Genomic DNA, 12,525 nt, shown 5'->3' with positions numbered 1-12,525 from the left:
GTCCTCCCTGCCAATCATGTAAGCAGGAGCTCAGCAGAATCGGCCAGCGCTCCAAGGCTATCCATTAGTTTCTCAAATTCGCCAAAGCTTAGGCTTTGCTTGCTGTCGGAAAGAGCCATCTCCGGCCTGGGATGAATTTCAACTTCGATACCGTTAGCTCCGGCCGCCAGAGCAGCTCTTGAAAGTGGTATTATCAAGTCTCTCCTCCCTGCTGCGTGGCTTGGATCAACGATAATCGGAAGTGGAGATTGAAGTTTGATTAGCGGCACGGCAGAAATATCAAGCGTGTTCCTCGTGGCCGTCTCAAAGGTTCTGATTCCCCTTTCACAAAGTATTATCGACATGTTTCCCTTGGAGGCAATATACTCCGCAGAAAGAAGAAGTTCTTCAACCGTATTCATGAAGCCCTTCTTCAGAAGAATAGGCTTTCCCTTTTCGGCAACCTTCTGAATAAGCTGGAAGTTCTGTGAATTTCTTGCCCCAATTTGCAGTATGTCACTCATTTCATAGACGGCCTCAAGTGTCCCTTCGCCAGTTACCTCGGTCACCGTCTTGAGGCCATACCGATCCGCAGCTTCTCTCAAATATCTCAGACCTACTTCTCCAAGACCTTGAAAAGAGTATGGAGAGGTTCTTGGCTTGAAAGCCCCTCCTCTAATCACTTTCACTCCCATTTCAGAAAGGAAGGCGGCGATCTCTTCTATCATAGGCCTATCCTCGACCGCGCACGGACCGGCCATCACTACGAACTTCCCTCCTCCTATCGAGACATTGCCAATGTCTACAGAGATATCTTCGCTGTGAAACTCCCTGGAAACAAGCTTAAACGGCTTGAGAACTCGAACAACTTGTTCGACGCACTCAAGAGCCTCAAATCGTTCAACTGACATATAACGGTCGTCACCGATGACACCGATCACTACTCTCTCCATCCCCATGGAAACATGACAGCTCAGATTCAGACTCTCTGAAAGAGACTCTACTTGCTTAATCTCCTCTTCACCAGTACCTCTCTTAAGAACGACTACCATTTCACCACCCCGCCTTCCTGTCTGAAAAAGAAAAGGGTCTCCGGATTGGAGACCCTTTCTTTTCTTTCATCCGGAGTAAATGCAAGAAGCACTTACCCGGAGTTATCACTCACAAGCAAATGCTTCTGTTGTTATAATAATAATATGCATTTATCCAGGAAAATCTGAAGTCTATCATCAATTCATCTCCCCGCTATTTATGAAAGGATTCTACACTTTTGTGGCTCACCATGTCAAATCAAAAGAGACAAAAATCGCTCGACAAACTGAATTGATTCTTACGCACTAGTTACAATCTCAGAGAGATACATTCTTGACTTGAAGAAACAGATGCATTTCTCTTCCGATAAGGTGATCATCCAATATAGGTGTATTCTTGCTCGAGTATATACTCTCTGAATCCCAGAGCACGAGAAACTTTCAGCGATCCGTAGTTCAATACGTCATGTCTGTACTGAATCAGTTTCTTATTCACGATTGCCCACTCGCTTGCCCTTGAACCGATTGCCTTTCCCAGGCCAAGCTCTCTGAAATCAGGCATAGTTATTATGCCAATATCTGCAATGCTATCCCATTCAATAATGCTTGAGACCGCCACGATCTCCTCTTCATAAAAGGCTCCAAAAACAACTACGTGGTCGAGCTCGACAAACCCTTCGGCGAGATCCTCCCTTGTACACTGGTTTCTGAACCGATAGAAAGCAGTCCTGTCGCCCTGATTTAGTCTTCTGACAACGAAATCCATTGGTGGGTCGTAAGGAACGTAATTCGAAGGGTTAAGGTACTTGATGGATGTCTTTTTCCAAAGAGAAAAAGACTCGTGAAGCAACTTCGCAAGAGCCAACTTCTCTCTATCCTCTTCTTCAAGAGCAGATTTTACAACTGTTTCGAGCTCGGGGTCATAAAGAATTACCGTTCGCTTTTCAAAACTCAGATGACTGAGCTCGCCCTTCCCTTTCTTGGCCTCATCTGCCATGAGAAACCGCTCTTTCGAGACAAATCTATCGACCGGGAGCTGAAGGCGTTTTGCCCATGCTTCCTCTATTGCCTTCTTAAGATCTTCCTCTCTCAATTCCCTTTCCTCCATTTCTTTCATGATCTTCTCAGGGGTAGAAGTACCTCGTATAAAAAAACCGACCTAAGTCGGTTTCTTTTCTTTCAAATAGGGAGTACCATAATTAGACCAAATGCTATTTCAACGAGAAGAGTAATCAGATTAGTGAACGTCAAAGACTTATCCACAAATATGGACATTATACGCGTTGCGGCGATAAACAGATAAACAATCCCCAGAAAAAGGAATGAAATCTGCGCACCCAAGAGAACTATCGGAGCAACCCCAAGCCCTATAAACGTGCCCCCCATGATAGCCTTCACTTCCGTTTTTCCTCTGGCATTACCGGCCGAAAACTCGGCCAGCTTGGCGTAGGATTCCGGTTTCAACACTATATATACACCGGTGACTGCCGTAAGAACAGCAACAACAAAACGAATGATAGTGAACAATATCTCGATCGCCCCCTAGATTATAGATATATTCTAGCAATCAAAACCATAATTAAGTATTACCTGAGTATAAAGAGCACCCTGAGAAATATGATGAGATATACAAGGTTGCTCCATATGGGTGTCAGAATGAAAATCGCGATTCCAAAAAGCGGGATGAATACGCTGAAACATAGATCTTTCTGTAGTAATGCATATCAAGGCTCTCCAGGACCTCATTGCGAATCAGACCGGTGTTTTTCATCAGATAATGCCATTGAACAAGTGCGATAATCTCAAGAATCGGGATTTTCAGATGAAACAGCAGCTCTGCAAACTCAAATTCACCATAATCCCCAAGAAGTGCGGTAGTGAAAGGTACTGTTGTAACGAAGAAGAGACTGAGTAAGTTCAACCAAAGATGCCGGTAATCAGTCTTCTTCAAAATATCTGTCCTTCCAACTGTGGAGATCCAGATCGATCCGATCACGAAAAAGGAGATGAAGTAACTCAGAAAGTCGTAGTTCTTGCTCAATACGTGCCTTACTGAGCGCCCTGATCTGCAATCTTATCCTTTACCGGGACCCCGAGAGAAAGCACGAGAACAGTCATTGCGATGGCAAACACACCATTCGTAAGTGCCTCCAGTCTATTCACACGTATTTCAGGATCGGGAACTTCACCTTTCGAGTTCTTTCGAGGTTAGTAGGCAATGCCAACTCTCTTCTGAGTGTATTCGGACGTGAACAATTGCTTGTAAGCAAACTCGGCAACGTCCTGAATCGAAATCTTCTCTCCGTTTTCTGGAAGGAAGTCGGCCGAAACTCTGTAACTCTGGTTGCCTTCTGAAAAGGACATAAATGGCGGGCACACAACGACCCAATCAAGCTCCGAAGCCTTGAGAATTTCGAACGCATCCATGAATTCTCTTGAAGATTTCTTGAGATATTGCGGATAGTTGGGGGAATCAAGCCTGAGTTCTCTCGGCGATAGCTGAAGAATACCCGAGTTCGCGATCGTAACGAGCTTACTCACTTCGGTATCCCTGGCGGCATTCACTATGTTTCTCATAGCGACTGCCAGAGTATCGTTCACGCTTCCCGAATTATCCGGGCCTAAAGCGCTGACAATCGCATCTTGCCCTCTTATTGCATCTCTCACGCTCTGGCTATTGAAGACATCGCCCTGGAAAATCCTGAGGTTTTCCTTTCTAACAGTCAATTTCGAGACGTTGCCAACAAATATTGTGACTATGTGATTATCGTTCAAGGCCCTATCAAGTATGACCCTCCCTACTCTTCCGGTGCCACCAAAGATAATTATCTTCAAGGCGGTTTACCCCCTTTCACCGTTCTATATCACAATAATATAGTCTCTCACGCCTAAATCCAAATCAAGATAGTGATTTCATACTAGATCACATGAAACCAGACTCCATATCGACAAGTTGTCGGATGAATGTCCCATCTCAATTATACATCTACCTGAATCGGCCTCGTTTTCTGCATTACTGTCTTGTTCGAACTATTCTATTACTGGCTTAAGATCGACGCCAGCACTGGATTCGGTTATAATCTACTTACAAAAACTCTTACGGAGGTATTTACTTTGAGACTTGTTGTCGCGGGACGCTATCTGACATTTGCCGGGATACTCGGGCTAGTCGTTCTCACACTGTTCCTTGCAGGATCCTCCGGCTTTGAGAGCACAACCCTGTATGCCAGAGACTCCGGTGAAACCTTTGCCAAGTTCATTATTCAACCTGGCCAGCAACTGAGAGTGAGACTGAACATAAAAGTGTTGAAGAACAATAACGTGTATCTCTTACTGGAAAAAGGCGAAGAGGAAATCCAGCGGTTTGCAGAAGACTGGCAAAAGACAAGAAATGAAATGACCTTCGAAGAAGAAGGGGAGTACTCTCTCAAAGTTGTCTTCGAAGATCCCTCTGCAGACAGACGTCTTGCTGAAGTAGAAGTCTACTGGTTAATCGCCGAATGATTCTTCTATCAAGTAGGATCATTGAGGAGTCAAACATGAGTGAAGCTGATGCAATTGCTCTTAGCAAGAACGGGCCTCTAACTACGAAGAGGATGATTTCTGATCTCAAGCATCTCGGAGTAAGGAAAGGAATGGTACTGCTAGTTCACTCTTCACTAAGCAGTCTAGGCTGGGTATGCGGAGGAGCCATTACAGTGATTAGGGCGCTTGAAGCAGTACTTGATGAGGAAGGAACACTAGTAATGCCTGCTCATTCGGGAGATCTCAGCGAGCCCTCAAACTGGTCGAATCCTCCTGTTCCGGCGACCTGGTTTGACACGATCAGAAGAACAATGCCTCCCTTCAACAGAGCGGAGACTCCGACAAGAGGGATGGGAGTCATTTCAGAGACTTTCAGAAAGATGAAAGGTGTTGTGAGAAGCGACCATCCTCAGGTCTCATTTGCCGCCAGGGGAAAGAAGGTCTCTTACATTGTAGATAGCCACGAACTGGAGTTCGGCATGGGTGAAGGATCGCCCCTTGCCAGACTATACGACCTGAATGCTCACATACTGCTTATGGGTGTCGGTCATTCGAACAACAGTTCATTGCATCTGGCAGAATACCGGGCCGACTTTCCCTCCAGAAAGAAGTGCAAAGATGGAGCCCCGATTATGGAAAACGGAAGGAGAGTCTGGAAAGAGTTCAACGATTTCGACCTTGATTCAGACGACTTTTATATCATAGGAAGCGACTTCGAGAGAGATTTCCCCTCAAAGGTAAACAAGGGAATGATCGGGTACGCCGAATCAACTCTTCTCCCTCAAGTAGAACTGGTTGATTTCGCAGTTGAATGGATGACAAAGAACAGAAAGTAAGACTACAGACTATTTCGAAAGAAAGACCGATCTGCCCCAATTTGAGGAATAGTTTATAATGTAGAAGATATGTGGAAGGAGGAGTAATATGACCAAACTCGTACTTGTAAGACACGGAGAAAGCACCTGGAACAAAGAGAACCGCTTCACTGGCTGGACCGATGTTGACCTTTCCGAAAAGGGCCGTGAGGAAGCGAAGAAAGCTGGCGAGATATTGAAAGCCGAAGGATACGACTTCGATCTAGCATACACTTCCGTTCTTAAGAGAGCGATAAGAACGTTATGGTACATAATGGATGAGATGGATCTCATGTGGATTCCGGTGATTAGAGACTGGAGACTTAACGAGAGGCACTACGGCGCCCTTCAGGGTTTGAACAAAGCCGAAACCGCAGCCAAGCATGGCGAAGAACAGGTGAAGATCTGGAGGAGAAGCTACGACATCAGACCGCCTGCACTTGAAGAGAGCGATGAAAGATTCCCGGGACATGACCCCAAGTACAAGACTCTCTCGGATGACGAGCTCCCCAGAACGGAGTGCCTCAAAGACACGGTGGCGCGATTCCTGCCACTATGGAAGAATGAGATATCCTCGGAGATAAAGTCTGGAAAGAAAGTGCTGATTGTAGCCCACGGAAACAGCCTTCGGGCACTGGTCAAATATCTGGACAATATTCCCGACGACGAGATCGTAGGATTGAACATTCCAACTGGAATACCTCTAGTTTACGAACTTAATGACGATCTAAAACCAATAAAGCATTATTATCTGGGTGATCCGGAAGAAATCGCAAAGGCACAGCAGGCAGTTGCGAATCAGGGGAAAGCAAAGTAACATCACTCAACATAAAAAGAAGCTACCCTCTGGGTAGCTTCTTCTATTTGTAGTGTTTCTTATTCCTTTCTCAAGCTCATTAGAGCGTTTTCAGCTGCAAGAGTCAACGGATAGGTAGTAGGGGCGGCAGTAAGCAGTGGATGGGAACCGATCTGCATCGTGAGGAAATCGTTCACGGTTATTCCTTTCTGTAGACCGAGACCGATAATATTGACCATCTCTCCAACACTCTTTCCGCCCGCCATCTGCGCGCCAAGAAGAATTCCGCTCTCCTTGGAGAAGATCATCTTGACGAAAATTTCCGACTTGTCGGGAAGCGAACCGGGATGTCTATCTATTCCCTTTGCAACGCCAACCACGTAATCAAAGTTCTCCATCTTTGCCGTACACTCCGTGAGTCCCGCGGCGGCGACCGTTAAATCGGCCACTGAAGTAGAGAACACTCCAAGATTTCCGTGATTCTCCCTAACCATCTTGAGGCTGAAAAGGTTTGAACCTGCAACTCTCGCTTCAAAAGCCGCGGTAGATGCCAGCATTAATCTACTTGGTTTTCTGGTGAAGAAGCACTTGTGTTCGACGCAGTCACCGGCGGCAAAGACATCGTCAACACTGGTTCTCATGTATTCATCGGCCCATATTCCACCGGTTATACCCCTGTGAACGCGGATATTTTCCAGAAGCTTCACGTTCGGTCTGTAACCTATTGCAAGTATCACCATATCTGCTTCGATCTCTTCGCCGTTGTCAAGTAGAACTCCGGATACCTTGTCTTCTCCTTTTATCTCACAGACCTTCATCCCGGTGCGTAGCTTCATGCCTTTCTTCTCGAGTCTTTCACTTACCATGGCTCCAAATTCCCTGTCAAAGGCTGCCATGAGTATCTGGTCAACGGCCTCGACAAGGTAGACTTCCTTGCCATCGGAGAGGATCTCGTCCGAAACTTCCACTCCTATGAAACCTCCACCAACGACTACGACTTGCTTCGCCGATTTTGCAGCAGCATATACAGTCTTCAGATACTCTTTATCCTTGGCTATAGTAAATACACCTGAAAGCTCATTGCCCTTTATTGGAGGTAATATGGGCTGCGAACCCGTGGCAATAACCAATTTCTCATATTCGATAGACTCCCCACCGGAGAGATTGACCTTCTTGGAATCAGTACTGATTTCCACGACTTCATCAAAAATGAAATCGATTCCCAGATCCTGCGCACCTTTTATCGGCATGGTATTGGCCTCTACAGTCGGAAGAGTATGGAATATGTATGGAATTCCACATGGGACGACTCCTTCCCTTTCCTTTCTAATTACCACTACACTCTTGTCAGGATATGTCTTCTTTGCCGTTGTCGCCGTGACTATACCGGCGGGACCTCCTCCCACTATCACTATGTCCTTTTTCATGTAACACCTCCAAATAGAATAAGATATATGCTCAAAACATATATTATATTACCACACTTTACGTACTAGAATGGAGCGGCGGGAGGGCAAAAAATGAGTCTTACCGAAAGAGTTATGGAACTTGGCAAAAGGCTGTTTATAATAGAGGACGCGGATGGTGCTGGCCCACTGAGCTTTAATTCATCCCCAGGGCTGTATATACACATACCATTTTGCCCGGAGTTTTGCAGCTTTTGCCCCTACAACAAAATCAAATACGACTCTAAACTGACAAACAAATACCTAACGACTTTGAAGCGCGAATCCGATCTCCAAAAAATCGCACAATTCAGTTCCATATACATAGGAGGCGGAACACCTTCCTATGACCTGAACCTTCTAAGGGGAGTCGTCTCTCATTTCAGGGAAATGGCGAATGGCGAAATCGCTCTTGAAATCCACCCGGCAGATGTTTCCATCAAGAGGCTTGAAGAAATAAGAGAGACTGGTGTTAACTTCGTCAGTCTGGGGATACAATCCTTCGACGATTTCACTTTGAACTCTATGGGGCGAAGGAGACAGGATTCCAGCGTTTCGCATAATTCGATAGCCGAGACTACTTCGGCGGGCTTTGATTTTGTAGACGTAGACTTGATCTTCGATTACCAACTTGACCGGGGAAGAATCGTTGAGGATCTTGAGACGGCTATTTCTTACGGCCCGGAACAGGTATCAGTTTATCCAATGATGCGTTTTGCAGACACGGCCTACAAAAACACTAAGAACGATCCTGAGAAGGAACTCGAGATACTGGAAGAGCTGGAAAACGTCGCTCTCACAAATGGTTATGTTAGAGATTCTCTCTGGACCTTCAAAAAGAGGGGAGAAAAGAGAAAGTACAGCTCTGTTTCACGTGAGTTCTTTATGGGAATTGGCACGAGCGCCTCTTCCTTCAACGGAAAGGATTTTCGAACTAATACCTTTTCTCTCGATGAATACTTCTCCTTTGTCGATTCCGGGAAGCTTCCGGTCAGTAAGACGATCAAAATGAATAAGTTTTCGGCGATTCTCTATTACTCTTTCTGGGCGCTTTACGGTGGCCACCTCGATCTCGGCAGTGTTGAAGAACACTTTGGAAGACTTCCATTGAGGATGAGATTTCTCCTTTACTCGACAATAACAAGAGGGTATCTCAAAAGAGAGAGTGACATCATCAAACCAACCAGATTGGGCACAAGGGAACTCCACATCATCGAAGAGTGGCTGACCTACAGTTTTATTGATCAAATATGGGCCGATTTGAGAAGCAGAGCGAGAGATCACTCTGTTTCGGGCGAATCAGTACTGTAAAAGCTTTTGGGATCTTCGAAGGAAAACCTTCCTGCCTTCCCGGCCGCGACCTCTCTGAGAAAAGTGTGGGCTCCTCTGGTTGTGTCGAGCGCTCCCTGTTTGGCAAGATAGTTTCTTCTTCTGCAGAACTTCTCGACAAACTCTTCTCCATTGGCGAATTTCTCACCAAGGTAATCCTCAAGGGGAACCTCCCCGTATCTTTCGACAATTAAGGAAAGCACCATTTCGAAAGCATCAAGCGGATCAAACTTCTCGTACGGTAGGGAACCTACCGCTAGGAGTTTCGTCGTTACTTGCCGAGAGCGAAGTTCAGAGTATAGAATTCCCGGCGTGTCGAGAACGGAAATGCTTTTAGAGACATTTATCCATTGTACTCCACGCGTTATCCCCGGTCTATTTCCTACAGCCAGTGATTTCTTGCCTTTGAGTCTGTTGATAAAGGTAGACTTTCCAACGTTTGGCATTCCGACGACCATGAACCTCTTCTCGTAGAACCTGCTTTTTAATAGAGGTACGATTTCTCTGATTATGAAATTCCTCGCGTCTGTTGATCTTAGTGAAGCCTCTACAACTCCGCTTCCCTGTGCTCTGAAATGCTCTTTCCACATGGAAGTGATCTCAGTATCGGCCAGGTCAGACTTGTTCAGAACGACAATACGCTGTTTGTTCTGAAACAACCGTTCTGCTTCATAGGCCCTGCTCGTGAGAGGAATCCTAGCATCAAGCAGCTCGACAACTCCGTCTACGGACTTCATGTAATTCTGGATCTGTCTTTTCGCTTTCTGGATATGGCCCGGATAATACATATGATTACCTCCAGCGTGGATTATATCACGCTTCGACCGACGTTCTTCAGTTGATATAATGTATATGTACTATATGCTAACAAGAACACCAAATGGAGGAGAAGACATTGAAGACAAACAAAGCTTTTGTAGTGAAGATCTCTGTCTCTGGCGAAGTTGCACATCCACTAAGGAGAAGCCCTTTCAGACTTGAAGTCGATGGGACTCCAAGACTTTTCCCGGGTACGGGAGGCATTACCTATAATTTTGCTCTTGGAGACAGTGCTTTCAAGATGGTTGGCGACCATGTTGAGCCGGATGTCTCGACAAAGAACTCCGAAGCTGACAAGAACTCAGCATATGTCGGTTATTCCTGTATCGGAAATTCGGCCACTTTAATCAGCGGAGACGCAAAGGGGGAGAAGGGAATAGTCATAGGCAAGCATGGCGGCATAAATCATGTCTTGATTCACTTCAAAGAAGACATAAAGAAGAGGATGGCGATCGGAGACAAGATACAGGTTGTCGGATTCGGTCAGGGATTAGTGCTTGAAGATTATCCCTCAATCAGGGTATACAATATCGATCCTGAGCTTTTAGACAGGATACCAGTTGGAGAAGGAGATGGGAAGATCTACTTCCCAGTAAGGGCAATAGTACCCGGTTATCTCATGGGTTCCGGCTCAGGATCGGGAGATCCTTCCGGTGGCGACTACGACATCATCACAAATGACAGGGCACTCATAAAGAAAGTCGGTCTCGACAGGCTTAGAATAGGCGATTTCGTAGCCCTCGAAAATCACAACGATTCTTTCGGACTTGGAGGTTATATGGAGGGCTCCGTTACTATCGGAGTAGTTGTGCACGGAGACTGTATAATTACCGGTCACGGCCCCGGTGTAACGGTAGTAATGGCGGACGGCAAGGGCATAATAATCCCCGAAATAAGCGACAAATCCAATGTGATTGACTTCATCTAGGGTTCAGGCGGAAACTTGCTGATTAGCCGGCAGGAGGAGAAAGATGAACAGACTTGAACCGGGAGTATGGGTGACAAGCAAAGAGCTTATTTCCCCCGAATCACTGAGCAGAATGATCGATCGGCTCGATCGGATAAACGCAGGTAGAGCTTACATTCAGGTTGTTGGTCGAGGTGACTCTTATTACTCTTCAGCATTGCTTCCGCCTGCAGAGGAATTGGTGCAGCCGTTCGATGCTCTTAGGAAGGCTATTGCCGAAGCTTCGGGAAAGACTTTTCACATTTCGGCCTGGATGAATGTCAACCTGGTTTGGGGTTTCGAAAGGCGAAGACCTTTATCGGCAGTACACATAGTGAACAGACATCCTGAATGGATTACCGTTGACGAAAACGGCACTTCAATGCTCGACTATTCGTCCAGCAACCTCGAAGAAGTCTTCGGCCCTTACGTCGATCCTGGTGTAGCAGGCGTGAGAGAGTTCACAGAGGAGATTGCTTCGGAAATCTCAAATTACGATATAGAAGAGGTTCATCTTGATTTCATAAGGTACCCCTTCAGGAGTTTTGGATTCAACCCGATTGCATTGGCCGAGTATAGAGATTGGCTGAACGAAGAAGGCTTGTCGAATGGCACGGATAGCTTCGATCGCTTCAGAATCGACGCGGTGACAAGACAGGTCTCGATGATCTCCGAAACAGTTCGAAGCAAGGGCAAAAAGCTATCCTGCGCAGTCTATGATGATTATTCGGAGAGAGCCGTACATGAGCGTCTTCAACCCTGGCTTGAGTGGCTGGAAAACGGCCTTATTGATGCGGCAGTTGTCATGGCATATGGCAAAGAGCCAGAGGAAGTAATCTCAAGGGTGAAAAACATCCGCAGTCTTCACGGCTCCCTGAACAATATCAGAATCGGACTGGGTGCATTCAACTATGCCTCCAGATGGGATGAGTTTATAGAACTCATAAAGCAAGTAAGGGAACTCGAACCGGACGAAGTAACTCTGTTTGCACTGAGTTCAGTCGACGATGAACTATGCGGAAGACTTCAGGCACTCCAGGAAGAAGTGAGGTGATGAAGATGCGCAAGGCATTAATAGTTGTTGATGTTCAGAACGACTTTTACGAAACAGGTTCACTGCCAGTGAGCGGCGCAAGCCAGATAAACGAAGCGATAAACAGAGCTATGAGAGACTCTGTGTATGAGGCGATAGTTGCGGGGCAGGACTGGCACCCCTCCAATCATATGAGCTTTGCGGTCAACCATGGGAAAGAGCCCTTTACACCATTCGATAATAAAAAAGGAATTGGCCCCGTCTTGTGGCCCGTCCACTGCCAGCAGGGAACCCACGGGGCGGCATTTCACACCAACATTGAGACCAACCGGTTTGACTACATAATCAGAAAGGGAACCCATCCCCATGTTGACAGCTACTCGATCTTCAGAGAAAACGACGGAACGGAACTGGGAACAGATGGGCTACTAAGAGCACTCGGAATTGAAGAGCTTGATATCTGCGGACTAGCTCTGGACTACTGCCTCAAATACACCGTTCACGATGCTCTCCTGGCCGGCTTCAAGATAAACGTAATAATAAATGGAACAAAAGGTGTAGAAGCAAACATAGGCGATGTTCAGAGAACTATAGAGGAATTCAGAAGAGCGGGAGTAGAACTGATTGAGAGATGATTTGGCCTGTCGTTGGGGGTCGGAGGTTGGGGGTTGGTCAGGAGCAAAGAACAAGAGCTTGACCAGTCCTCAAGAAGAAAATTACGCCCTCGGATCAGAACGAACCTATTCTGTCATCCTGAAGCGCTCCTGT

General features: G+C 46.3%; 14 protein-coding genes and 1 pseudogene. 7 read left to right on the top strand and 8 right to left on the bottom strand.

Annotated features, from left to right (window positions below; translation table 11 throughout):
- Positions 1–14: 14 nt before the first annotated feature.
- The 6 genes and pseudogenes from aroF to B3K91_RS03040 form a co-directional block, all read right to left on the bottom strand.
- Positions 15–1,031, bottom strand: coding sequence for a 3-deoxy-7-phosphoheptulonate synthase (gene aroF, locus B3K91_RS03060; protein ID WP_102819067.1), 1,017 nt, complete (start codon positions 1,029–1,031; stop codon positions 15–17).
- Positions 1,032–1,386: 355 nt separating this feature from the next.
- Positions 1,387–2,103 (bottom strand): N-acetyltransferase, encoded by a 717-nt coding sequence (locus B3K91_RS03055; RefSeq protein ID WP_103134529.1) that lies wholly within the window; start codon positions 2,101–2,103, stop codon positions 1,387–1,389.
- Positions 2,104–2,189: 86 nt separating this feature from the next.
- A complete protein-coding gene (locus B3K91_RS03050) occupies positions 2,190–2,537 on the bottom strand; it encodes a DUF4345 family protein (protein ID WP_243392279.1) in 348 nt (115 codons plus the stop codon).
- A gap of 124 nt (positions 2,538–2,661) precedes the next feature.
- Positions 2,662–3,054 (bottom strand): annotated as a pseudogene (locus B3K91_RS03045) (TMEM175 family protein); the annotation flags it as partial.
- A 5-nt stretch (positions 3,055–3,059) separates the two neighbouring features.
- Positions 3,060–3,173 carry a TMEM175 family protein gene (locus tag B3K91_RS13665; protein WP_180977934.1) on the bottom strand — a complete coding sequence of 38 codons (114 nt, stop codon included), beginning with the start codon at positions 3,171–3,173 and terminating at the stop codon, positions 3,060–3,062.
- 45 nt (positions 3,174–3,218) lie between these two features.
- A complete protein-coding gene (locus B3K91_RS03040) occupies positions 3,219–3,845 on the bottom strand; it encodes an NAD(P)-dependent oxidoreductase (protein ID WP_103134528.1) in 627 nt (208 codons plus the stop codon).
- Between the two features lie 279 nt (positions 3,846–4,124).
- Here B3K91_RS03040 and B3K91_RS03035 point away from each other — a divergent pair, with 279 nt between their 5' ends.
- The 3 genes from B3K91_RS03035 (at position 4,125) to gpmA (ending at position 6,206) form a co-directional block, all read left to right on the top strand.
- A complete protein-coding gene (locus B3K91_RS03035) occupies positions 4,125–4,514 on the top strand; it encodes a hypothetical protein (RefSeq protein WP_292590237.1) in 390 nt (129 codons plus the stop codon).
- A 35-nt stretch (positions 4,515–4,549) separates the two neighbouring features.
- A complete protein-coding gene (locus tag B3K91_RS03030) occupies positions 4,550–5,371 on the top strand; it encodes an aminoglycoside N(3)-acetyltransferase (RefSeq protein WP_214061507.1) in 822 nt (273 codons plus the stop codon).
- An 88-nt stretch (positions 5,372–5,459) separates the two neighbouring features.
- The gene (gene gpmA / locus B3K91_RS03025) at positions 5,460–6,206 is read left to right on the top strand and encodes a 2,3-diphosphoglycerate-dependent phosphoglycerate mutase (RefSeq protein WP_099829553.1); all 747 of its coding nucleotides are present in this window, start codon (positions 5,460–5,462) and stop codon (positions 6,204–6,206) included.
- Positions 6,207–6,265: 59 nt separating this feature from the next.
- Here gpmA and B3K91_RS03020 read toward each other — a convergent pair whose 3' ends face one another.
- Positions 6,266–7,612, bottom strand: a complete 1,347-nt coding sequence (locus tag B3K91_RS03020; RefSeq protein WP_214061506.1) for an FAD-dependent oxidoreductase — start codon at positions 7,610–7,612, stop codon at positions 6,266–6,268.
- Positions 7,613–7,705: 93 nt separating this feature from the next.
- Between B3K91_RS03020 and B3K91_RS03015 the strand changes: the two genes are divergently transcribed.
- Positions 7,706–8,941: a radical SAM protein gene (locus tag B3K91_RS03015; RefSeq protein ID WP_214061505.1), complete on the top strand. Its 1,236-nt coding sequence runs from the start codon at positions 7,706–7,708 to the stop codon at positions 8,939–8,941.
- On the opposite strand, the gene ylqF is transcribed toward B3K91_RS03015, so the two are convergent.
- Positions 8,911–9,747, bottom strand: a complete 837-nt coding sequence (ylqF, locus tag B3K91_RS03010; RefSeq protein WP_214061504.1) for a ribosome biogenesis GTPase YlqF — start codon at positions 9,745–9,747, stop codon at positions 8,911–8,913. The two genes, B3K91_RS03015 and ylqF, sit on opposite strands and share 31 nt — an antisense overlap.
- Positions 9,748–9,854: 107 nt before the next feature.
- On the opposite strand from ylqF, the gene B3K91_RS03005 reads away from it, so the two are divergent.
- Genes B3K91_RS03005 through pncA form a run of 3 tightly spaced genes read left to right on the top strand, consistent with a single transcriptional unit; the run spans position 9,855 to position 12,392 of the window.
- A complete protein-coding gene (locus B3K91_RS03005) occupies positions 9,855–10,706 on the top strand; it encodes a DUF4438 domain-containing protein (protein WP_099830855.1) in 852 nt (283 codons plus the stop codon).
- A gap of 43 nt (positions 10,707–10,749) precedes the next feature.
- Positions 10,750–11,778 carry a glycoside hydrolase family 10 protein gene (locus B3K91_RS03000; RefSeq protein ID WP_214061503.1) on the top strand — a complete coding sequence of 343 codons (1,029 nt, stop codon included), beginning with the start codon at positions 10,750–10,752 and terminating at the stop codon, positions 11,776–11,778.
- Positions 11,779–11,783: 5 nt separating this feature from the next.
- Positions 11,784–12,392 (top strand): bifunctional nicotinamidase/pyrazinamidase, encoded by a 609-nt coding sequence (gene pncA, locus B3K91_RS02995; RefSeq protein WP_292593513.1) that lies wholly within the window; start codon positions 11,784–11,786, stop codon positions 12,390–12,392.
- The last annotated feature ends 133 nt before the right edge of the window (positions 12,393–12,525 follow it).

It is taken from the genome of Mesotoga sp. UBA5847, from assembly GCF_002432735.1.
Lineage (GTDB): Bacteria > Thermotogota > Thermotogae > Petrotogales > Kosmotogaceae > Mesotoga.
The sequence above is the reverse complement of the archived record's forward strand: the minus strand, read 5'-3'. Positions and strand labels throughout refer to the sequence as shown.

Bases quoted from the DNA above. Each gene is read 5' to 3' on its own strand.
- aroF (WP_102819067.1), bottom strand. From the start codon at position 1,031: ATGGTAGTCGTTCTTAAGAGAGGTACTGGTGAAGAGGAGATTAAGCAA.
- B3K91_RS03030 (WP_214061507.1), top strand. From the start codon at position 4,550: ATGAGTGAAGCTGATGCAATTGCTCTTAGCAAGAACGGGCCTCTAACT.
- gpmA (WP_099829553.1), top strand. From the start codon at position 5,460: ATGACCAAACTCGTACTTGTAAGACACGGAGAAAGCACCTGGAACAAA.
- B3K91_RS03020 (WP_214061506.1), bottom strand. From the start codon at position 7,612: ATGAAAAAGGACATAGTGATAGTGGGAGGAGGTCCCGCCGGTATAGTC.
- B3K91_RS03015 (WP_214061505.1), top strand. From the start codon at position 7,706: ATGAGTCTTACCGAAAGAGTTATGGAACTTGGCAAAAGGCTGTTTATA.
- ylqF (WP_214061504.1), bottom strand. From the start codon at position 9,747: ATGTATTATCCGGGCCATATCCAGAAAGCGAAAAGACAGATCCAGAAT.
- B3K91_RS03000 (WP_214061503.1), top strand. From the start codon at position 10,750: ATGAACAGACTTGAACCGGGAGTATGGGTGACAAGCAAAGAGCTTATT.
- pncA (WP_292593513.1), top strand. From the start codon at position 11,784: ATGCGCAAGGCATTAATAGTTGTTGATGTTCAGAACGACTTTTACGAA.